This is a genomic window from Corynebacterium meitnerae (genome assembly GCF_027570075.1).
GTDB classification, from domain to species: Bacteria; Actinomycetota; Actinomycetes; order Mycobacteriales; family Mycobacteriaceae; genus Corynebacterium; species Corynebacterium meitnerae.
In genome coordinates this window covers 164822-185005 of sequence record NZ_JAKMUS010000002.1, presented here as the reverse complement: position 1 = coordinate 185005, position 20184 = coordinate 164822, and the positions used below count along the sequence as shown (strand labels likewise).

The 20184-nt window shown below is 61.4% G+C and carries 22 protein-coding genes; 3 read left to right on the top strand and 19 right to left on the bottom strand.

Annotated elements, in window-relative coordinates:
• Nucleotides 1-4 precede the first annotated feature (4 nt).
• Both L8U60_RS02390 and frr read right to left on the bottom strand, forming a co-directional pair.
• Complete coding sequence (locus L8U60_RS02390; RefSeq protein ID WP_269964793.1) at nt 5-892, bottom strand: phosphatidate cytidylyltransferase; 888 nt, start codon at nt 890-892, stop codon at nt 5-7.
• A gap of 5 nt (nt 893-897) precedes the next feature.
• Nucleotides 898-1455, bottom strand: coding sequence for a ribosome recycling factor (frr, locus tag L8U60_RS02385; protein ID WP_269964840.1), 558 nt, complete (start codon nt 1453-1455; stop codon nt 898-900).
• Nucleotides 1456-1540: 85 nt separating this feature from the next.
• Between frr and L8U60_RS02380 the strand changes: the two genes are divergently transcribed.
• Nucleotides 1541-2620, top strand: coding sequence for an amidase family protein (locus L8U60_RS02380; protein WP_269964792.1), 1080 nt, complete (start codon nt 1541-1543; stop codon nt 2618-2620).
• Here L8U60_RS02380 and L8U60_RS02375 read toward each other — a convergent pair.
• Nucleotides 2617-3540, bottom strand: coding sequence for a DMT family transporter (locus L8U60_RS02375; RefSeq protein WP_269964791.1), 924 nt, complete (start codon nt 3538-3540; stop codon nt 2617-2619). The two genes, L8U60_RS02380 and L8U60_RS02375, sit on opposite strands and share 4 nt — an antisense overlap.
• Nucleotides 3540-4247: a UMP kinase gene (pyrH, locus tag L8U60_RS02370; protein WP_274708420.1), complete on the bottom strand. Its 708-nt coding sequence runs from the start codon at nt 4245-4247 to the stop codon at nt 3540-3542. The genes L8U60_RS02375 and pyrH overlap by 1 nt, the downstream gene beginning before the upstream one ends.
• A 96-nt stretch (nt 4248-4343) precedes the next feature.
• Between pyrH and L8U60_RS02365 the strand changes: the two genes are divergently transcribed.
• Nucleotides 4344-4763 (top strand): hypothetical protein, encoded by a 420-nt coding sequence (locus L8U60_RS02365; protein WP_269964789.1) that lies wholly within the window; start codon nt 4344-4346, stop codon nt 4761-4763.
• 57 nt (nt 4764-4820) lie between these two features.
• Here L8U60_RS02365 and tsf read toward each other — a convergent pair whose 3' ends face one another.
• Both tsf and rpsB read right to left on the bottom strand, forming a co-directional pair.
• A complete protein-coding gene (gene tsf, locus L8U60_RS02360) occupies nt 4821-5639 on the bottom strand; it encodes a translation elongation factor Ts (RefSeq protein ID WP_269964788.1) in 819 nt (272 codons plus the stop codon).
• Between the two features lie 215 nt (nt 5640-5854).
• Complete coding sequence (gene rpsB / locus L8U60_RS02355; protein WP_269964787.1) at nt 5855-6652, bottom strand: 30S ribosomal protein S2; 798 nt, start codon at nt 6650-6652, stop codon at nt 5855-5857.
• A gap of 387 nt (nt 6653-7039) precedes the next feature.
• Here rpsB and L8U60_RS02350 point away from each other — a divergent pair, with 387 nt between their 5' ends.
• Nucleotides 7040-7555, top strand: coding sequence for a M23 family metallopeptidase (locus tag L8U60_RS02350; RefSeq protein ID WP_269964786.1), 516 nt, complete (start codon nt 7040-7042; stop codon nt 7553-7555).
• On the opposite strand, the gene L8U60_RS02345 is transcribed toward L8U60_RS02350, so the two are convergent.
• The 13 genes from L8U60_RS02345 to rpsP form a co-directional block, all read right to left on the bottom strand.
• Nucleotides 7503-8399: a tyrosine recombinase XerC gene (locus L8U60_RS02345; protein WP_269964785.1), complete on the bottom strand. Its 897-nt coding sequence runs from the start codon at nt 8397-8399 to the stop codon at nt 7503-7505. The two genes, L8U60_RS02350 and L8U60_RS02345, sit on opposite strands and share 53 nt — an antisense overlap.
• Before the next feature lie 59 nt (nt 8400-8458).
• On the bottom strand, nt 8459-9868 hold the full coding sequence (locus L8U60_RS02340; protein ID WP_269964784.1) for an aldehyde dehydrogenase family protein: 1410 nt from the start codon (nt 9866-9868) through the stop codon (nt 8459-8461).
• A gap of 151 nt (nt 9869-10019) precedes the next feature.
• Nucleotides 10020-11216, bottom strand: coding sequence for a DNA-processing protein DprA (gene dprA, locus L8U60_RS02335; RefSeq protein WP_269964783.1), 1197 nt, complete (start codon nt 11214-11216; stop codon nt 10020-10022).
• Nucleotides 11213-12733: a YifB family Mg chelatase-like AAA ATPase gene (locus L8U60_RS02330; protein WP_269964782.1), complete on the bottom strand. Its 1521-nt coding sequence runs from the start codon at nt 12731-12733 to the stop codon at nt 11213-11215. Before L8U60_RS02330 ends, dprA begins: the two co-directional genes overlap by 4 nt.
• Nucleotides 12720-13109, bottom strand: coding sequence for a YraN family protein (locus tag L8U60_RS02325; RefSeq protein ID WP_269964781.1), 390 nt, complete (start codon nt 13107-13109; stop codon nt 12720-12722). Before L8U60_RS02325 ends, L8U60_RS02330 begins: the two co-directional genes overlap by 14 nt.
• Nucleotides 13110-13275: 166 nt before the next feature.
• Nucleotides 13276-13581 carry a DUF2469 domain-containing protein gene (locus tag L8U60_RS02320; RefSeq protein ID WP_269964780.1) on the bottom strand — a complete coding sequence of 102 codons (306 nt, stop codon included), beginning with the start codon at nt 13579-13581 and terminating at the stop codon, nt 13276-13278.
• Nucleotides 13578-14225, bottom strand: coding sequence for a ribonuclease HII (locus L8U60_RS02315; RefSeq protein WP_269964779.1), 648 nt, complete (start codon nt 14223-14225; stop codon nt 13578-13580). The genes L8U60_RS02320 and L8U60_RS02315 overlap by 4 nt, the downstream gene beginning before the upstream one ends.
• The gene (gene lepB / locus L8U60_RS02310) at nt 14226-14927 is read right to left on the bottom strand and encodes a signal peptidase I (protein ID WP_269964839.1); all 702 of its coding nucleotides are present in this window, start codon (nt 14925-14927) and stop codon (nt 14226-14228) included.
• 138 nt (nt 14928-15065) lie between these two features.
• Nucleotides 15066-15413, bottom strand: a complete 348-nt coding sequence (gene rplS, locus L8U60_RS02305; RefSeq protein WP_034661593.1) for a 50S ribosomal protein L19 — start codon at nt 15411-15413, stop codon at nt 15066-15068.
• Nucleotides 15414-15524: 111 nt separating this feature from the next.
• Nucleotides 15525-17798, bottom strand: a complete 2274-nt coding sequence (locus tag L8U60_RS02300) for a Tex family protein (RefSeq protein WP_269964778.1) — start codon at nt 17796-17798, stop codon at nt 15525-15527.
• A 32-nt stretch (nt 17799-17830) separates the two neighbouring features.
• Entirely contained in the window at nt 17831-19006 is a 1176-nt protein-coding gene (trmD, locus tag L8U60_RS02295; protein ID WP_420840140.1) for a tRNA (guanosine(37)-N1)-methyltransferase TrmD, read from the bottom strand.
• Nucleotides 19003-19503, bottom strand: a complete 501-nt coding sequence (rimM, locus tag L8U60_RS02290; RefSeq protein WP_269964777.1) for a ribosome maturation factor RimM — start codon at nt 19501-19503, stop codon at nt 19003-19005. The genes trmD and rimM overlap by 4 nt, the downstream gene beginning before the upstream one ends.
• A 97-nt stretch (nt 19504-19600) precedes the next feature.
• Nucleotides 19601-20140, bottom strand: a complete 540-nt coding sequence (gene rpsP / locus L8U60_RS02285; RefSeq protein ID WP_269964776.1) for a 30S ribosomal protein S16 — start codon at nt 20138-20140, stop codon at nt 19601-19603.
• Between the last annotated feature and the right edge of the window lie 44 nt (nt 20141-20184).

Sequence of the window (20184 nt, the reverse complement as noted above, 5' to 3'; positions counted from 1 at the left end):
ATTTTTACAGCACGACGACGCTCATCAGCAGCCACGTCGCGGCTGCCGCAGGCAACAGCCCGTCAACCCGATCCATCATTCCGCCGTGGCCAGGCAAGATCGCGGACATGTCCTTGATTCCCAGCTCACGCTTGAATTGGCTTTCCACCAGGTCCCCCAAGGTGGCGCAGACAACGGTACCGAGGCCGAAGACAAGTCCTGCCCACCACTGCGTGTCCAACAGGTACATGCCCGTGAGCACACCCGTCACCGCACCGAAGAGGACGGAGCCAGCAAAGCCTTCCCAAGACTTCTTCGGGCTCACTGCCGGTGCCATCGGGTGGGAACCGAAGAGAACTCCAGCGGTGTACCCACCCACATCGGAAGCGACCACGCACGCGATGAACGTGATGATGAAGAACCCACCTGATACCCCCGGCGCCTCGAGACGGGAAATCATGGCAGCGAACGCGGCGAACATGCCGATCCACACGAGGACAAAAATGTTCACCGCGGTATCACGCACATAGTTCCGTGGCGCCGTATCCGGCCCATGGAAGAACAGGCGCGCAAACATGAGCGCCAGAACACTCACGGTGAACGTGGCCAGCAAACCGGTGTATCCAAACGGCCAGGTAGACACGATCATGCACAGGCCCAGCACGATGCTGGCAAAGCGGTACACCCCAAAACCATGCTCACGCAGGCGGGTGAAGGTCTCCCACATCGCCAGCGCGGCGGCCACGCTGACGACGGGGTACCACATCACGGGCCCGACATAGATGGAGACGAGCACCAAGGCGACGAGTACCACGCTCGTGGCAATGGCCACGGGCAAGTTGCGCCCCGCCGAGTTCTTCGGCTTAGGCAGGTGCACCCGGCGCTGGTGTGGGTTATCGATGCTGTCCGTCACGGAATTTAGACCTCGAGGAGCTCTGCTTCCTTCTTGCCCACCAGGTCGTCGATCTGGTCGACATACTTAGCGGTGACCTTGTCCAGCTCCTTCTCCGCTGCAGTGACTTCGTCCTCGCCTGCGTCGCCGTCCTTCTGAATCTTCTTCAGTGCATCCATGCCGGAGCGACGGACATTGCGGATAGCAATCTTGCCGTCTTCGCCCTTGGCCTTAGCCTGCTTCACCAGGTCGCGGCGACGCTCCTCGGTGAGCTGCGGGATGGTCACGCGGATGACATGGCCATCATCGGTCGGGTTCACGCCGAGGTCGGAGTTGCGGATCGCGTTCTCAATCTCGCCCATGGTGGACGGGTCAAACGGCTTGATCAGCAGCATGCGCGGTTCCGGCACGGAGATGGTGGCCATCTGGTTGATCGGGGTGAGTGCACCGTAGAACTCAGCCATGACACCGTTGAACATGGCGGGGTTAGCGCGGCCAGTGCGGATGGTCACCAGCTCGGAGCGGGTGTGCTCTACAGAGTTGGTCATGCGCTCTTCGGCGTCAAGCAGTACGTCGTCGATCATGGGGGTGTTCATCCTTTCATCGCGCGCGTTGTGCGCGCCGTTGTCGTGTACTAACTTAGCAGCCGCTTCTACACTGATCTCCACGATGCATCCTGCTTTTACTTACCTCGACGATTCTGTGCGCCCCCGCCCTGTTGGCCGGCTGGCGGGTTGGGTGATTCCTGCGAAGGATTTGTCGGATGTTGCGGGGATGCCCACCACGATGGGGAACCCCGCGCGCGAGTACGTAGCGCGCACGACATCGCAGTTTCTCAGCAAGCTGCAACACCAGGGCGCGGCCATCAATGGCAAGACCGTCACCGCGGAATTGGGTGCCACGGTGTACGCGGAGCGCGTGCCTGAGCTTGTGTCCCCGGCCTATCCAGGTGCTACGCCGGGTGGTTCTTCCTCGGGTGCCGCGGTTGTCGTTGCTGAAGGCCTGCATCGCGCGGCTCATGGCAGTGATGCGGGTGGGTCCCTGCGCGTGCCCGCCGCCGCGTGTGAGGTCGTGAGTTTCAAGCCTTCCGGCAGGGGCACGGTCGACGGGTTCTTAACCCGCACGGTCGCAGATCAACTCACTCTTCATCGGCTCACCCCGCATGCTTATCGACGTCTCCGCCTCGGCATCTGCACCTCCCCCCTCTTCACCCCCGGCGCACCCGTGGATGAGAAGCGCATCGCGGTGGTGGAGCGCGCGGGGGAAGTGTTGGAGGCTCTAGTGGGCGTCGATAAGCATGTGCTTAAACCGTTCTCTGGCGCTGAGCGTGCGTTTGGCTACTTCCGTACTCTGATCACCCATAAATTTGCGGACGTGGACCCGGCGGACAGTGAGTATGTGGCGTGGCTGCGCCGTGAGGGCCGGGCATTGACTCCGGGCGATGTGACCCTGGCTCAGCAGCAAGCAGCGGGCTTGGCCACGCATGTGGCTGCGCAGTGGGACGTGGATGTCCTGCTGACACCGACGATTGCGACGGACCCGCCCGCGGTGAACTACTTCCCCGGTTTGTCTCCGGCGGACAGTTTCATGGCGCAGACCGAATGGACACCATGGTGTTCCTTGTTCAACCTCACAGGCGGGCCTGCCATTGCGGTGGGGCCTGTTCACCTAGGCGGGCTGACCGTGGATGATGCGACGGTGCTCCAGCTGGCGCAGGCCATTGAGCCGGTTGTGCGTCAGTGGCGCTAAAGCGCGCGTACTAAGACCGCGCCCAGGAAGACCAGGATGAGGCCAAGCACGCGGTTTGTTTGAAGCAAGGTCTTCGGGCTGCCGAAGAGACCGAAGCGCTCGATGAGCTGACCACACATGATGGTGCCGGCGAGCTGGCCGACAACCGTTGCACCGGTACCGATGATCGGTGCGAGAGTTGCCATGCCCACAACGAAGATCGCGCCGAACACACCGCCGAGCCACATCCACCACGGGCCCGGCTCGATAGGAGACAGCAGTGCCCTGCGGGAAGAGCTGAAGGTCAGGCTGAGGAGCAACAGCAGAGTTGCCCCGACCACAAGGTTGACGGCGCCCGCTTGAATGGAGCTTCCCAGGACGGTGCCCAGATACCCATTGGCCGCGGTTTGGGTGGCGGAGCACATGCCCATGAATACGCCGAAGGCACGCCAGCCCCACAAGGAACCGCCTCCCGCATGGCCACTTACCCCGCCGCCGCTCCTACGCCCCAGTACGTGAATACACAAAATGCCGGCAACAACCACCACTGCGCCAAGGAAACGCAGCGGACTGGCCGCCGTCTGCGGCGCACCAAACAGGCCGAACTGGTCGATAGCCAAGGCCATGATCACTTGGCCCAGGATCGGAATGACCACGGTTTCCACGCTGCCCAGCTTGGGAAACAGCACGACGCTGCCAGTGAGGAACACGGTGCCCATCACACCGCCAATCCACACCCACCACGGCTCCGCGGCAGCAGCCGCGAAATCCCAATGGAAACCTGTTGTGGCTACCGCCAGGGACACCGCGCAGAGAAACGCGATGCTGAACGAGTAAAAGCTCGTCGGAAGAGGTGCGCCCACGCTCGCGCGCAGGCGACTATTCACGGCGGTCTGGGCAGGGATGACCGCCCCCACCGCCATCGCGGCGAGAATAAGCATTACTGCACGAGGGTGCCGATGCGCTCCCCCGCAACCGCCCGCGCAATATTGCCTTCCTTGAGCAGGTTGAACACCAAGATCGGCATGTTGTTGTCCATGCAGAGGCTGAACGCGGTGGCGTCAGCGACCTTGAGGTCTTTCTCCAGTGCCTCACGCGGGGAGATCTCGGTGAACAGTTCCGCGTCCGGGTTGGTGCGTGGGTCATCGGAGTACACACCGTCCACAGCCTTAGCCATGAGCAGAACGTCACACCCAATCTCCAGTGCACGCTGTGCTGCGGTGGTGTCGGTGGAGAAGTACGGCATACCCATACCTGCTCCGAAGATGACTACGCGGCCCTTCTCTAGGTGGCGGGATGCGCGCAGCGGCAGGTACGGCTCCGCCACCTGCGCCATGTTGATCGCGGTCTGCACACGGCAGTCCACGCCCTCCTGCTGCAGGAAGTCCTGCAGCGCCAGGCAGTTCATCACGGTGCCCAGCATGCCCATGTAGTCCGACCGCGCACGGTCCATGCCGCGCTGCTGCAGCTGCGCGCCGCGGAAGAAGTTACCTCCACCGATCACCACAGCGATTTCGGTGCCGCCACGGGCAACCTCGGCGATCTGCTTGGCCACACTTTCAACCACATCAGGGTCAATGCCGACCTTGCCGCCACCAAACATCTCACCACCAAGCTTCAGCATCACTCGCTTGTAGCCTGTACGCATGGGTGCCGTGGCTTCGGTCACGTTTGTCAACTCCTTTGAAAAGGGGATCAGATACACTCGGCGACAATCTTACGCTGCCGGAGGAAAAGGACCCAGATGCGCGTCAAACTCACCACTGCTGCCCTCTCCTGTGTGCTTTTAACCGCCTGCGGCACACACCCGGAGCAGCACGCGCTGCAGGACGCGTTGGCAGAACACGCGGCTGACGCTTCTGTCACGCTGCATGTCAGCGACGTTTATCCCAACGCCTCGCAAGTCCTCCTTGTTTGCCCGTACGCGGGCCACGCTGCAAATGACACCCTCGGCACTCGGGTGTTTCGCAACTATGAGGACTCATACGACTCCACCAACTGGGTACTCGTCCAAAAACCCAACGGCAAAGTGTCAAAGGTGGCTTTGGAACGATCCCAGGTCGACTTGTGTGCAGGCGACGCCGAGGCAGTGTTAGCGCTAAACCCGGATGCGCAAATGCGGTTTGAGAGGCGGGACGGGGTGTGGGCGCTGAGACGTCGATAAGCAAAAAGCCCCAGGCGAACCTGGGGCACATGCTGCGTTAGGGCTTTGAGCTAGGGCTTAAGCCTGGCCAACCTCGAAGCGGACGAAGTCCTTGACCTCAATGCCGTTCTCCTCAGTGAACTGACGGACGGTCTTCTTGGAGTCAGCCAGGGACGGCTGCTCGAGCAGAGCAACGTCCTTGAAGAAGCCGCCGAGACGACCCTCGACGATCTTCTCGATAGCAGCTTCCGGCTTGCCCTCGTTGCGGGTGATCTCTTCCTGAACTGCGCGCTCCTTCTCCACGACGTCAGCCGGGATGGAGTCCTTGTCCAGGAAGCGAGCCTTCATAGCAGCGATCTGCAGAGCAACCTGGTGTGCTGCCTCAGCGTTGTCACCGGTGTAGGACACGAGCACGCCCACTGCCGGCGGCAGGTCTGCAGCCTTCTGGTGCAGGTACTTAGCGATGTTCTCGCCCTCAACGGTAGCCGCACGACGCAGCTCGAGCTTCTCGCCGATCTTTGCGGACAGTGCCTGCAGGACATCAGCAGCGGTCTCGCCGTTGACGTCAGCGCCAGCGAGCTCCTCAACGGAGTTAGCCTTCACAGCGGCTGCAGCGTCAGCGATCTGCTGAGCGATCTGTTTGAACTCGTCGTTCTTAGCCACGAAGTCAGTCTCAGAGTTGATCTCAACGATGGTGTTGCCGGAGACAGCCACCAGGCCCTCGAGAGCGTTGCGCTCAGCGCGCTTGCCCACGTCCTTTGCACCCTTGATGCGCAGGATCTCAACGGCCTTGTCGAAGTCGCCGCCGGACTCCTCCAGTGCCTTCTTGCAGTCGAGCATGCCGGAGCCGGTGGTTTCGCGCAGCTTCTTCACGTCTGCAGCGGTGTAGTTCGCCATAGTGGGGCGACCCTCCTCGTGGTGGTTAATCAAAGTATGTAAAAGGACAGTTGCCAGCGTAGTGGACACATGCCGGTCCGGCATGCCCAGCTCGCTAGAGCCAACTGTGTTGTGAGGAAAACCCCCGTGCCCGGGCGTCCGTCACAGCCTCATGTGAGGCGGGGCGGGGCGCTTGTGTCGGACGCGGGGGTTACCTTATGAGGTCTGGCCTCAGCTTAGTTTTCGGAAGCTGCCTCAGCTGCCGGTGCTTCAGCTGCTGCCTCAGCCTGCTCTGCTGCCGGTGCGTCGCCTGCTGCTTCGCGTGCCTTAGCCAGTGCACGCTCTTCGCGCTGCTGCTTACCAGCAACAACTGCCTCACCGATGATGTGGGTGAGCAGCTTGACGGAGCGGATTGCGTCGTCGTTGCCCGGGATCGGGTAATCAACAACATCCGGGTCGCAGTTGGTGTCCAGGATTGCGACAACCGGGATGCGCAGCTTCTGTGCCTCAGCGACAGCGATGTGCTCCTTGTTGGTGTCCACGATCCAGAGTGCGGACGGGGTCTTGGACATGTCGGAAATACCGCCCAGGACGCGCTCCAGCTTGGTGCGCTCGCGGGTGAGCATGAGGATTTCCTTCTTGCCGCGACCTGCGTAGCCGTCCTCGGCTGCGTCCATGGCCTGCAGTTCCTTCATGCGGGCGAGGCGCTTAGACACGGTCTGGAAGTTGGTCAGCATACCGCCGAGCCAGCGGTGGTTGACATACGGCATGCCCACGCGCTCTGCTTCTTCCTGGACCGGTTCCTGAGCCTGCTTCTTGGTGCCCACGAACAGGATGGTGCCGCCGTGTGCGACGGTCTCCTTGACGAATTCGTATGCCTCATCGATGTAGGTCAGCGTCTGCTGCAGGTCGATGATGTAGATGCCGTTGCGGTCGGTGAAGATGAAGCGACGCATCTTCGGGTTCCAACGACGCGTCTGGTGGCCGAAGTGCACACCTGCGTCGAGGAGTTCACGCATGGTTACGACTGCCATGGGAATGTCTCCTTTGGAGTAAATGATCTCGGTTTCTTGTCTTGTTGTGTGGGTTTGCCCCACACCCTGGCGGTGAGCCGGACTCGCACCTTCCGTGGAATCAAAAAATTTTCCGTGGACGTGGAACCGCCCGCAGATAATTCACGGAAGGACCGGTGCAAGTGACGGCGCCTGCTTCACTGCCCCTATCGAAGATAGGCTGTGACCAGGCATTTTCACCGCGCGTAGTCAACTCGCCCGAATGGACGCGTTGCTGCCGTGTAAGTCTACATTGCTCCAGCGTATGCGCCAATTTACGGCGCGCACCTGTGGATAACTTCTCGTTTTCCACAGGCCCTTTTCGCTTATCGACGCACCCCCTCCCCCACATCCCCCACAATCGAACCCATGACTACTTTTCAAAAAGTTTTAGCAACACTCACAGTCGTATGTGTCGGAAGCGCCGCCCCCGCGTGGGCCTATGTGGATCCCACAACGGGCGCCACGACTGCCACGCGGGTGACACGGGGCGCGGATATTCCGGAGAAGAACTGGATGCCCGGCCACCGTGGCGTCGACCTAGCAGCACGACCCGGCCAGGACATCTTGGCGGCCGAGGACGGCGTGGTGGCATTTGTCGGCGTGATTGTTGGGGTGCCGGTGATCTCCATCGACCACGCCGATGGCATTCGCACGACGTATCAGCCGGTGTTCCCCACCGTGGCGGTTGGGGATTCTGTCCGCGAAGGGCAGCCGATTGGCCGGATGGCGCCACCGAATGGGGACCACGACGGGCTGCATTGGGGCGCCAAGACCGGCCCGGATGCCTACATCAATCCGCTGTCTCTGTTGGAAGCCCCGACTATTCGTCTTAAGCCCGTGGATGGGCTTGGTCGTACACCGATTTCAAGCGTTGCGCGCTGACGTGGGTGTAAATCTGCGTGGTCTGCAAGGAGGAATGGCCTAATAGTTCCTGCACGACGCGGAGGTCCGCACCACCTTCCAGCATGTGGGTGGCAGCACTGTGGCGCAGCGCGTGCGGGCTTAAGTCACTATCACCAGTGCGCTGGGCGGCGCGTTCGACAACGCGACGCACCTGGCGCACATCAATGCGCCCACCGCGGGAGCCCAGGAACAAAGCGTGGCCGGCTGTCCCCTCTTTATTCTTGGCAGCCAGCTCACCCCGGCGCGTCAGCCACGCGTTGAGCGCAACCTGGGCATTGTCCCCAAAGGGAACGACGCGCTGTTTATTACCCTTGCCGGTGACCTTGGCCAGGCCACGACCAAGATCGACATCATCCACATCAAGGCCGGTGAGTTCGGAGACGCGCATGCCTGTGGCATACAGCAGCTCGAGCATCGCCCGGTCGCGGGCTGCCTCAGGCCCATCGGCATCGGGGTTGATCTGCGCCTCGACGAGTTCCCCGGCGCGCTTCGGGCTCACCACATCGGGTAGGTGGCGGTTGATCTTGGGTGTGACCAGGCGGGCAGCCACATCGGATTCAAGATGGCCGTGTTCATAAGCCCAGGTGGAAAACGCCCGCGCAGCAGCGGTGCGTCGCGCCATAGTGGAGCGCGCCAGCCCGGCGCGCACGCCCGCAGCGAGCCAGGAGCGAAGGGTGGGGAGGGTGAAATCGTCGAAAAGCGGGGCGATTTCCGCGAGTGACCGTAAGTCACTGCGGTAGCCCTTGACCGTAGCTTCAGAGCGGCCTTTCACCAGGAGAGCGTGGTCAGCGAAGTCATCGATGGCTGCTTCAAGTTGCGTCATCGTGCCCTCCTGCCGTTCGTTGCTCTCCTGGCAGTATAAGACCGCTCGGTATTTCGGGCTTAGCCGTTGATGATGTGCGGGTAGGCCAGGCCCTTGAGGCCCTCGGTGCCGAACTCCACGCCGTAGCCGGAGGCCTTGATCCCGCCGAAGGGCACGCGCGGGTCCACCGCACCGTGGCTGTTGATCCAGGTAGTGCCTGCCTCCAGATGTGCGGCGACGTCCAGCGCACGCTCGCGGTTGGAGGACCAGACGGAAGAACCCAGACCCACGTCGAGCTTGTTGGCCTGCTCAATGGCCCAGTCCAGGTCCGTGTATTTCACGATCGGCAGCGCGGGGCCGAACTGCTCCTCCACGACCAACGGGTTGTCCGGGTCAATGTCCGTAACCAAGGTGGTGGGATAGAAGTAGCCCGGCGCGTCATAGTCGGGGTCACCGCCCAGCAAAACGCGGGCGCCTGAGTCCTTGGCAGCTGTGACGAGTTTGTCCACGATGTCGAACTGCTGCTTGTTCTGCAGCGGGCCGAGCACGTTCTCTTCTTCCAGGCCCACTCCCATCGGGGAGGCCTGCGCTACTTCGACGAGGGCTTCACAGACAGCGTCATACAGCGACTCCGGTACGTACACACGCTTCATCGCCGCGCAGGTCTGGCCGGTGTTAATGAAAGCACCCCAGAAGAGGTCGCCGGCGATCTCCTTCGGGTCAGCGTCATCCAGCACGATGCCCGCGTCATTGCCGCCGAGCTCCAGCGTGAGGCGGGTGAGGCTATCCGCGCTGGCCTCCACAATCTTCTTGCCGGTGGCAGTGGAACCGGTGAACATGATCTTGTCTACGCCCTCGTGCGTAGTCAGCGCCGCGCCAACCTCACCGGTCCCAGTGACAACGTGGAGAACCCCCTCCGGCAGCACGGAGTTCACAATCTCAAGCAGTCCCAGCACGGACAGCGGGGTGTACTCAGATGGCTTTACGACGACCGCGTTGCCCATTCGCAACGCCGGCGCAATCTGCCAGATGGTGATCATCATCGGCCAATTCCACGGGCCAATAGCGCCGACGACACCGAGCGGGCGGTAGTTGACGGTGGCCGTGATGTCATCATCCACCGCGGTGTAGTTGGGGTGCTCGAAGGAGGCAGTGGCATTCAGCCACCCGGCGCAGGCACCGACTTCGAAGCGGGCATTCGGACCGTTCAGCGGCTTGCCCTGTTCGCGGGAGAGCAACTCCGCGAGGACCTCTGCATTGGCCTCGATGGCGGCAGCCGCCTTCGTGAGCAGCTCGCAACGCTCTTCATCGCTCAGCTTGGCAAAGTCCTTCTGCGCCACGCGTGCAGCATCAACTGCAGCGTTGAGGTCCTCAACGGTGTTCTCCGGCGCGCGGCCAACAACCTCACCGGTGGCGGGGTTGAGGATGTAGCGCCCACTTTCGTCCGTAATGGCGTTGAGCAGATCAGCGTAGGTAGCAAACTGAGTCATGAGATCTCCTTGTGAATAGGTCGTGGGCCCGCAAGCAAAGACCACAGAAAACTTTTGTCTCGGATACTACCGTTGCCACGCGGCATGGTTTGGCTCTCAATGAAAAACTGCTCCCCGTAGGGAGCAGTTCACTTTTCAGCTAGGCGGGTATCTACGCGCTATCGGCCCTTTCCCACATCTGGCCCTTCCGGATCACTAGCCCTTTGTTGTTCAGGTCCATGAGCAGGTGAACCGTAAGCCCGATGGTGAAGCCGCATGCTTGGGCGACCTCCGCAGCTTCCAGTCCCCCTGTGTCCGCGAGCGGAAGCGAGTCATAGACCCGCAGCTCATTGCGGGAGAGCTGCTGGACGGCGTTGGCGGCATAGTCGATCTCATACTGGCCGTCTACATCCGTGGTGCCGATGGGGCTGAGTTTCTCGTGGGCATCATCGGCGCTTAACACCATCGCTGCACGCTCATCGCGGATGGCCAGATTCGTGCCCAAAGATCCCGGACCCAGAATTGGCCCCGGCACCGCCATGCCCACCCGGTTGAACACTTCCACCCACTTCAGGGTGTTCAGGGCGCCTGAGCGAAACGCTGCTTCCACCACGATCGTGCCCTGTGTCAGCGCCGCAACGAGCCGGTTCCGAGTGAGGAAGCGATGGCGGTCCGGGGTGATCCCGGGCGGGTATTCCGTGACAATCGCGCCACCCTCATTGGCAATCCGCGTGAACAACTGCTCATTGCGCCGCGGATACACCTGACCAGCACCACACGCCGCGACAACGACGGTAGCCCCGCCCTCATCCAATGCGGTGGAATGCGCAACCGTGTCAATGCCCAAGGCCCCACCAGACACGATCGTGTGCTGGTGCCGCGCGAGCCCCTTGCACAGATCCGTCGTGGCGTGATGCCCATACGCAGAGGCCGCACGCGTACCCACGATCCCCACCGAACTGGCAAAGAGCTGCGCCAGGTTCGTGTTCCCCCGCACCCACAGAGCATGGGGCGCATAGGCATCGGGTGGCAGTTTGATCACATCCCCGTTTTCGTCCCGCTCGCGTCGCGCCTCCTTGGCGCGGACTGCTTCAAAGGAGGCTGCAATCTCATCATGCGGCCATTCCGGTGATTCGGGAGTGAGCAGCGCGTAACCTTCCCGTTCTGCCACCGCGAGATCTTCAGCGGGCTGATCCCACGTGTACCGCGATTCAGTCGCCGGACCCAAGTCACCGAGCCAACTCGCGCGAGTGCGAATGCCGTGCGCGAGCTCATCCGCATCGCGCCCCGCATCAAGCAGCGCCAACAAGTGGCGGTTTGGGCCTTCCACCACGCGGTTCAGGTATGCCCAAGATTCAAGCGAACTCATGCTGCCACCCCCTGCTGTTCCTCTTCACGCAGGTTCAGCGCGTCCATCACCTCAGACAGCCGCGGCTGATCCACTCCGGCAAGATCCGCCAGCGTCCACGACAGGCGGAGCAGGCGATCCACCCCGCGTTGAGTGATGTGCCCTTTGGACAAGGCTCTGCTGATCACGCCCATGCCGTCTTCTGCCACAGGGAAGTCACGCCGCAGTACTGCGCCGGGGACGCGGCCATTTGTCGTCATTGGTAATCCCGCTTTCGCCCACCGCCATTGGGATCGGTCCCGCGCGGCCAAGACGCGCTCCGCAATAACAGCAGAGGATTCCTGGTCCGCTGCCGTGACCACACCACCCACCGAGGTGGTGGTCAGGCTGATATCAATGCGGTCCCGCAAAGGCCCCGACAGGTTGCGCAGGTACTTGGCGCGTTCGCCAGAAGAGCACGTGCATTTCGCCGCATTGTCCACGCCACACCGGCAGGGATTCGCAGCCATGATCAGCTGGAAATTCGCCGGATACACCACCACCCGGCGCGCACGTGACAGCTGGACTTCGCCTTTCTCCAACGGCACGCGCAGGGCGTCAAGAGTGCGGGCGTCGATCTCACTGACCTCATCGAGAAAGAGCACCCCATGATGAGCGTGGCTCACCGCACCGGGACGCGGAATGCCAGAGCCGCCGCCAATCAAGGCAGCTCTGCCTAACGACGGATGCGGTGCCACAAACGGCGCCCTCATGATCACCTCACCGGAGGAATGACCGGACACTGAATGAATCGCGGTTGCTTCGACTACCTGTTCCGGCGTGAGGTCCGGCAGGATCGATGGAAGCCTCTCTGCCAGCATGGATTTGCCAGAGCCGGGTGAGCCGATCATGAGCATGTGGTGTGCACCCGCTGCCGCGATTTCCATGGCGCGGCGCTCATTGGGCTGGCCGATGATGTCACGGAAATCTGGTGTGTGCACTGGCTCCACCGTGTGGTTGACGGTTTCCAGGCCGGGGAGCTCACACTCCCCCGTCACCCACCGCCAGGCTTCAGTGAGACTGCGTGCGATCCGCACCGCTGGGTGGCCAATGAGTGCGGCCTCCCGGGCATTGCTCGCGGGAATGATCACATGCTCGATATCGCTGTGGAGTGCCTCCAAGATGATCTGCAGGATGCCATCCACCCGGCGCAACTCCCCGGACAATGCCAACTCCCCCACGATGAGTGAGCGCTTGAGTTTGCGCTCCGCCCGCGGATCCATGCTGGCAAGCACTGCCAACGCGATAGGCAGATCAAAATGGGAACCGGACTTAGGTAAGTTCGCCGGTGATAAGGACACCATGATCTTTGTCCGTGGCCACGGCAACACTGAGTTTGCTACCGCGGTGCGGATTCGATCACGCGATTCCCCCACCGCTTTATCCCCCAGACCAACGATGTGGATTCCCGGCAAACCCGGCCCCACGTTGGCTTCCACCGTGACAAAATGAGCGGTGACGCCCTCAACCGCAGCGCTATAGGTACTAGCAAGCGCCATCTTCCACCCCCTGGTACAAGCGGTGGAAGAACTCGTGGCCGTCGTACAGCACCTCGACCACGTCGAAACGCACGGGCGTATACGGCTGATCCATCAACCACTCACTAGCGGCGGCGCGGATGCGTTTGAGTTTTCTTTCGGTGACTGCCTCCGCGGCACCGAAGCTACGCCCCCGACGTGTTTTCACCTCAACGAAAACGATCGTGCCGTCCTGCGCACGAGCAATCACATCGATTTCGCCCCGCTTGGTTCTGTACCCAAGCTGGACAATCTCATAACCCATTTCCTCGTACCAGGCAGCCGCACTTGATTCGCCGAGCGTGCCCAGCACCCACTGGTCTTTATCAAAGTCAGCGGTAGATGTACTTCTCCCCATCGTGTTCTCCGATCTTGTGTGTCAACATTCACCGCATAAAAAGGCGGTCTACTTCTTTGGACGACACAAAAGACCAAAAAGATCCCTCGGCGAGAAAATTGGCCAAAAATAAACAAAGCACCCTGTGGATAACGCTTCTTTATCCACAGGGTGCGCACACAACGAGCTATTCCGGGATGACCATCTCCGGTTTATCCAGCTCCTCAATATTGACGTCCTTGTACGTGATCACGCGCACGTAGCGCACAAAACGCACTGCACGGTACATGTCCCACACCCAGGCGTCAGACAAACGCACCTCGTAGTACACATCCTTGCCCTCCGTGTGTGGGATCAATTCCACGCCGTTGGCCAAGTAGAAGCGGCGGTCTGTCTCCACCACATAAGAAAACTGGCTGACCACGTCGCGGTATTCGCGGTACAGAGAGAGCTCAACCTCTGCCTCGTAGTTATCCAATTCCTCAGCGCTCATGGCTTGGTGCTCCTCACATACGTCTGGTGGGCTGCTGCAACGTTGGCATAAGTGTAGCGATGCTCAGGGCTTGCACCGTGGCGGCGCACCGCATCCATATGCGCCTGCGTGCCATAACCTTTGTGCCCTTCCAGGCCGTACTCCGGAAACTCTTCGGCCATCTGTGTGACCAGGCGGTCGCGGCTCACTTTGGCCAGGATGCTCGCTGCCGCGATGCAGCGTGCTGTGTAGTCACCGCCCACGATGGGTAGTTGGGGGATGGTGAGGCCGGGCACCCGGAAGGCGTCCACGAGCACGAAGCCTGGTTCAACAGCCAACTCGGAAATCGCGCGGCGCGCACCGTCGAGGTTCGCGTTCTGGATTCCGCGGCGATCAATCTCCCCCGCGCTGATGTGCACGACGGAGTAGGCGGTGGCGGAAGACACCACTTCGTCGAAAAGCAAATCACGCTTCTTTGGCGTCAACTTCTTGGAGTCCGTGAGCTCCTCAAGCCCCCGTAGCGGGCGTGAGGGCAGAATGCACGCGGCGATGGTGATGGGGCCGAAGCATGCGCCACGGCCCGCCTCATCGATACCCGCAACGGGGCCGAGGCCGGCCTTATCCAACGCCACCTCGTACGTGCGGAGCTGCTTCAGCCTGCGCATTTACTGTGGCAGCAACTCCACATCGCCATTCTTCACGGGCCCGATGCGGGTCAACGGCAAGATGATGAACGAGACTTTGCCGCGGATGTTCTCCTCCGGGATCGTTCCCTGGAACTCATCCCCCATGTGGTAGCGCGAGTCCAGCGAGTTCGTGCGGTTATCGCCCATGACAAAGACATTGCCTTCCGGCACAGTCAGCGGCCCAAAGTACTGGCCACCGCACGCCTCAGAGCCGTCCTCCGTCATCACCGGGTTGTCCGGCGGCTGCAGAGTAAACGTCTGATCCGTGGGCTGGCCGTCCACCATCACGGACGGGTCACCAGCCTGGCATGACACGGTTTGACCGCCAGTAGCAATCACGCGCTTCACCAGATTGTTCTCATCCGGCGCAACGAGGCCCACGTAGGAACCAAGCTGCTGCAATCCCGCCACGAACGGGTTGTCCGAACGGTTGGATTGGTAGGAAGTGTTCCAGGACGGAGTGCCTTCAAACACCACGACATCGCCCGGCTCTGGGTCGGTGAAATAGTAGGACACCTTCTGCACGAAGATGCGGTCACCATTACATCCCTCACACCCGTGAAGCGTGGGCTCCATGGAGGCAGAAGGGATCAGGTACACGCGCCCAACGAATGTCTGCAGCAAGAAGATAAGGCCGAGGGTGAGAAGAACCACCACGGGGATCTCCACATACCACGGCATCGTGCGGTCTTCTTTGTCGCGAACAGGACGCTGGCGGGGAGTATTAGTCACGGTCAAACACTCTAACACCGCGCATACACAACGCCCCCTTCCCCACAGCAAGAATGAGTGGGAAAGGGGGCGTTGAAGCGCTGAAGCTTAGCGGCGCTCCTTGATGCGGGCAGCCTTGCCACGCAGGTCGCGCATGTAGTACAGCTTCGCACGGCGGACACGGCCGCGACGCAGAACCTCAATGCGGTCAATGTTCGGGGAGTGAACCGGGAAGGTACGCTCCACACCGATGCCGAAGGAGATCTTGCGGACGGTGAAGGTCTCACGGATGCCGGAGCCCTGACGACGGACAACGAAGCCCTCGAAGAGCTGGGTACGGGTGACGCTACCCTCGATCACCTTGACGTGAACGCCCAGGGTGTCACCAGGACGGAAGTCCGGGATGTCGTCGCGCAGCTGGCCTGCGTCGACCTTATCGATGATGCCGTTAGACATACGAATTCCTTTTCAGATTTGGACAGAGGAACCTAGCGGCTCTTCCCCTCCTGGGGCGCTCGACTGGTTCATGTCGGCTACAAGACCCGACTATTCTTGCATAGCCCCGGGTCACTTCCCAAATCCGGCACGCTTCAACGCATCCGCCATCGAGCCCTGCGCAGGCTTCGCACTTTTCGCTTGTCGACGTCCCCCGTTCCCCGCCCCATTCTTCTTCCCTGCGGGTTTGTTGGGCTTCCCAGGCTCGTCATCAAGCCGCAGCGACAGCCCGATGCGATTGCGCGCGACATCGACATCCATGACCTTCACCTTGACCACCTGGCCGGAGCGCACCACATCGTGTGGGTCGGAGACGAACTTGTTGCTCATCGCAGACACATGCACGAGGCCATCCTGGTGCACACCCACATCAACGAAGGCACCGAAGGCAGCCACATTGGTCACCGTGCCCTCCAGGATCATGCCGGGTGTGAGGTCCTTGACCTCGTTGACACCTTCCTTGAAGGTGGCGGTGGTGAATTCCGGACGAGGGTCACGGCCGGGCTTATCCAGCTCAGCGATGATGTCCGTCACCGTGGGCACACCAAAGGTCTCATCGGCGAAGTCTGCCGGCGCGAGTTTGGTCAACACTGCGGTGTTGCCGATGAGCTGCGTGGTATCCATCCCTGTCGCAGCAGCAATGCGCTCCACCACGGGGTACGCCTCCGGGTGAACAGCCGATGCGTCCAGCGGATCCGTGCCACCCTGGATGCGCAGGAACCCTGCCGCCTGCTCAAAAGCCTTGGGCCCCAGGCGCGGCACTTTGCCCAGCTGCTTGCGGGTAGTGAAGCTGCCGTTCTCATCGCGGTAGGCCACGATGTTCTTGGCCACCGTGTTAGACAAACCTGCCACTCGTTCCAGCAGTGGTGCGGACGCGGTGTTCACGTCCACACCGACGGAGTTCACCGCATCTTCCACCACCGCATCCAGTGTTTGCGCCAGCGCAACCTGGTTCACGTCATGCTGGTACTGGCCAACACCAATGGACTTCGGATCCACCTTGACCAGCTCTGCCAACGGGTCCTGCAGGCGCCGCGCGATAGACACCGCGGAACGCAGCGAGACATCCATATCCGGGAATTCTTCTGCTGCGATGGCACTCGCGGAATAAATCGACGCACCAGACTCACTCACCATCACCGGCGTTGGGCGCTTACCGCCGGCCTGCGCGATGAGGTCTGCTACCTCACCGGCAAGCTTCTCGGACTCGCGCGATGCCGTACCGTTGCCCACCGCGATGAGCTCCACGCCATGTTCCGCCACCAAGGAGGCAAGCTCCGTGCGCGCCGCATCCCAGCGATTCTGCGGTTGGTGCGGGTACACAATGCTGGTGGCCAAAACCTTGCCGGTGCCATCCACCACGGCACACTTCACACCATTGCGGTACCCCGGATCCAGCGCCAGGGTTGCTCGCTGTCCAGCAGGTGCTGCCAACAGCACATCGCGCAGATTAGTTTTGAAGACCTCGAGTGCCCCCTCGTCCGCTTTTTCTTTCAGGCGCATACGGGCGTCCACGTTCGCGGAGATCTGCAGCTTGGTGCGCCAGCCCCAGCGCACTGCCTTGGCCAACCACTCAGACTCCTGCACGGGCAGGTCGAAGCGCTCGGCGATCATGCCTTCATAAACAGCCTCATCACCCGGATCAAAGCTCAGGGTGAGCACGCCTTCCGCTTCGCCACGGAATAGCGCCAGGATGCGGTGGGACGGTAGCTTGGTCAGGTCCTCAGCGAACTCGAAGTAGTCCGCGAATTTCGCGCCCTCTTGTTCTTTGCCTTCCACAACGGCAGAACGCATCGCTCCCTCGGCATACACACGGTCACGCACGGCGCCCACCAAGTCCGCATCAGTGGCAAAGCGATCCACCAGGATTGCGCGCGCACCATCAAGAACAGCTTTGGTGTCCGGGAAGCCTTCGCAGATGAACTTTTCGGCGGCGGTCTCGGGGTTGGCGCTGGGCTCGTCGATAAGCAATTGCTCCAGCTCCTCAAGCCCAGCTTCACGCGCGATATCTGCCTTGGTCTTGCGGCGCTTCTTGTATGGCAGGTACAAGTCCTCAACGCGGGCCTTCGTGTCGGCGGCGAGGATCTCGCGCTTCAGCTCATCGGTGAGCTTGCCCTGCTCCTCGATGCTGGCCAGCACAGCTTCCTTGCGCTCCGCCAGTTCCAGCAGGTACGTGTTGCGCTCCTCGATGTGGCGCAGCTGCGCATCGTCCAACCCACCCGTGACTTCCTTGCGGTAACGGGCGATGAAGGGCACGGTGTTGCCCTCCGCGAGAAGGGTAAGCGCTGCCTGAACTTGGGTCGCGCGGACGTGAATTTCTTTCGCGATAACCTCTGCGATAGTCATTCGGGGAAGTCTAGTCGGCGGACGTTATAGGGCTACACCTCGCGGGTCGTCCCGTACCAATCCGTGCCCTTCGGCAACGCTGCAACCACGGCTTGCGTGGCGTCAGTGAGGCTCAAAGCAGTGCGGCCACGGACCGTGAGCCGGACTAACGGATCGAGGCTCGGCCGCCCCTCGCGGCGCTCAAACTCTGTCTCCAGCATCGACGGCCCAAAGCACCGATCGGTTCCGCGTTCTTTTGTACTTATCTGCGCATCGCGGTACCCCGCCTTCTTCAACACCCTACGCATGTTCTTTTCCAAACCGGGCTTCCAGCCGAGGACATCCAGCTCTGTCACCACGTCGCGGGCGTCGAGCATGAACCGGTCTTCTTCGGTGAGCTCCGCGGCGTCGATGAGCTCCGGGCGCACTTCACGCGTGCGCTTGAGGGACTGCTCGCGGCGCCACTGCTCCACCTTGGCGTGATCACCCGACGTCAGCACCGGCGGGGCTTCGATTCCTCGCCACACGCGCGGCTTGGTGTAGCTCGGGCCTTCCAACAGTCCGTCGGAAAAGCTGTCATCCTCATGGCTTTCGGTATTACCCAGCACTCCAGGGATCAGGCGCGTGACGGCCTCCACGATGACGAGCACCGCCACTTCCCCACCGATGAGCACGTAGTCACCGATGGACACCTCGCGCACGCGATACCGCTGCGCGGCGTCCTCGAAGACTCGCTGGTCAATTCCCTCGTAGCGGCCGCAGGCAAAAACAATGTGGTTCTCCCGCGACCACACTTGCGCATCAGCTTGTGTGAAAGGTTTGCCGGCCGGCGTGGGCACCAAGAGCAATGGCGCGTCCGGGTCCTCCCCTTCGCGTACATCACTGGGAACGGCGTACGGGCGTGCGGCAACCTCAGCCACATCATCGTGGCGTGCTTTGTCATTGCGGTGTGCAGCCGCGGTGTCCAGGTCAAGACCTTTCCGCCCCGCGTGCACCTCATCGAGCGCTGGACCCCACACGTCCGGCTTCATCACCATGCCCGGGCCACCACCCAGCGGTGAATCATCCACCGCCTTGTGTCCGCCCGTGGCCCAATCCCGCAGATCATGCACACCGACTGCCAGGATGCCCTGCTCAATCGCTTTGCCCAGCAGCGCGTGGCGCATGGGCTCAAGGTAATCCGGGAAGATCGTGATCGCGTCAATCCGCAATGCTGGTGTACCCGTCATAGGTCCAGCAACCCTTCCGGCGGAGTGATTTCCAGGAAGCCTTCCTCCAGATCCACCTCCGGGACAATGTCCATAACGAAGGGAACCAGCACTTCCCTGCCGTGGTAGGCAACCTCCAAGATCTTCCGGTTCGGGGCATTCATCACACCGGTGACCTCCCCGATTTCCTCACCGTCGTGCACGACCTTCAGGCCGATAAGTTCATGGTCGTAGAACTCATCCGAGTCCTCATCGCGCTCCAAGGGTTCCGCAAAGAACTGCATCCCCCGCAGCGAGTCCGCGGCGGTACGGTCCGGGATCTCCTCAAACGTGACCAATAGGCGTTTCTGGTGCGGGCGCACCGAGGCGATGGTCAGGTCTTGTTCCTTCCCCGCCTGCTTGCCGTGGAGTACTTCTCCCACTGCGTATCGGATCTCCGGCTCGTCAGTCAACACCTCCACGGCGACCTCCCCTTTAACGCCATGGGACTTCACTACTTTGCCGATGAGCAACTTCATGGGAGCTAAGGCTACCAGCACCCATCAACACAAAAACTGCCCGCGCACCAAGTGGTACACGGGCAGTCGCTTTAACCGCTTTAACGCTGGAGGGAGTTTAGTTCTCCTCGGACTCCTCAGCCTTCTCTTCTTCAGCCGGAGCCTCTTCAGCCGGAGCTTCCTCAGCCTCTTCAGCTGCAGCCTCAGCCTCTGCAGCAGCCTTTGCCTCAGCCTCGGCCTCAGCAGCTGCCTTAGCCTCTGCCTCTTCCTTAGCCTTCTTGCGCTTCTCGGTGATGGCCTCAGCGGTCGGGCCGTTGGAGGCCTCCTCCAGAGCCTGGTTGAACAGGTCGAGCTTGGACGGCTTCTCCTCAGCAACCTTGAGGGTGCCCTCAGCACCGTCGAGGCCCTTGTACTTCTGCCAGTCGCCGGTCACCTTCAGCAGTGCGAGCACCGGTTCGGTCGGCTGAGCGCCAACGCCGAGCCAGTACTGAGCGCGCTCGGAATCAATCTTGATGAGCGACGGCTCTTCCTTCGGGTGGTAGATACCAATGTTCTCAATGACAGCACCGTCACGACGGGTGCGGGCATCAGCGATAACAACGCGGTACTGAGCATTACGGATCTTGCCCAGACGCTGCAGCTTGATCTTGACAGCCATGGTGTAAAAGTCCTTTACTTCGGTCACTGGGCAGTTCAGACACC

Coding starts and splice junctions, on each gene's coding strand:
- frr (WP_269964840.1), bottom strand. CDS start 1,455: ATGATCGACGACGTACTGCTTGACGCCGAAGAGCGCATGACCAACTCT.
- L8U60_RS02380 (WP_269964792.1), top strand. CDS start 1,541: ATGCATCCTGCTTTTACTTACCTCGACGATTCTGTGCGCCCCCGCCCT.
- L8U60_RS02375 (WP_269964791.1), bottom strand. CDS start 3,540: ATGCTTATTCTCGCCGCGATGGCGGTGGGGGCGGTCATCCCTGCCCAG.
- pyrH (WP_274708420.1), bottom strand. CDS start 4,247: ATGCGTACAGGCTACAAGCGAGTGATGCTGAAGCTTGGTGGTGAGATG.
- L8U60_RS02365 (WP_269964789.1), top strand. CDS start 4,344: ATGCGCGTCAAACTCACCACTGCTGCCCTCTCCTGTGTGCTTTTAACC.
- tsf (WP_269964788.1), bottom strand. CDS start 5,639: ATGGCGAACTACACCGCTGCAGACGTGAAGAAGCTGCGCGAAACCACC.
- rpsB (WP_269964787.1), bottom strand. CDS start 6,652: ATGGCAGTCGTAACCATGCGTGAACTCCTCGACGCAGGTGTGCACTTC.
- L8U60_RS02350 (WP_269964786.1), top strand. CDS start 7,040: ATGACTACTTTTCAAAAAGTTTTAGCAACACTCACAGTCGTATGTGTC.
- L8U60_RS02345 (WP_269964785.1), bottom strand. CDS start 8,399: ATGACGCAACTTGAAGCAGCCATCGATGACTTCGCTGACCACGCTCTC.
- L8U60_RS02340 (WP_269964784.1), bottom strand. CDS start 9,868: ATGACTCAGTTTGCTACCTACGCTGATCTGCTCAACGCCATTACGGAC.
- dprA (WP_269964783.1), bottom strand. CDS start 11,216: ATGAGTTCGCTTGAATCTTGGGCATACCTGAACCGCGTGGTGGAAGGC.
- L8U60_RS02330 (WP_269964782.1), bottom strand. CDS start 12,733: ATGGCGCTTGCTAGTACCTATAGCGCTGCGGTTGAGGGCGTCACCGCT.
- L8U60_RS02325 (WP_269964781.1), bottom strand. CDS start 13,109: ATGGGGAGAAGTACATCTACCGCTGACTTTGATAAAGACCAGTGGGTG.
- L8U60_RS02320 (WP_269964780.1), bottom strand. CDS start 13,581: ATGAGCGCTGAGGAATTGGATAACTACGAGGCAGAGGTTGAGCTCTCT.
- L8U60_RS02315 (WP_269964779.1), bottom strand. CDS start 14,225: ATGCGCAGGCTGAAGCAGCTCCGCACGTACGAGGTGGCGTTGGATAAG.
- lepB (WP_269964839.1), bottom strand. CDS start 14,927: ATGCCGTGGTATGTGGAGATCCCCGTGGTGGTTCTTCTCACCCTCGGC.
- rplS (WP_034661593.1), bottom strand. CDS start 15,413: ATGTCTAACGGCATCATCGATAAGGTCGACGCAGGCCAGCTGCGCGAC.
- L8U60_RS02300 (WP_269964778.1), bottom strand. CDS start 17,798: ATGACTATCGCAGAGGTTATCGCGAAAGAAATTCACGTCCGCGCGACC.
- trmD (WP_420840140.1), bottom strand. CDS start 19,006: ATGACGGGTACACCAGCATTGCGGATTGACGCGATCACGATCTTCCCG.
- rimM (WP_269964777.1), bottom strand. CDS start 19,503: ATGAAGTTGCTCATCGGCAAAGTAGTGAAGTCCCATGGCGTTAAAGGG.
- rpsP (WP_269964776.1), bottom strand. CDS start 20,140: ATGGCTGTCAAGATCAAGCTGCAGCGTCTGGGCAAGATCCGTAATGCT.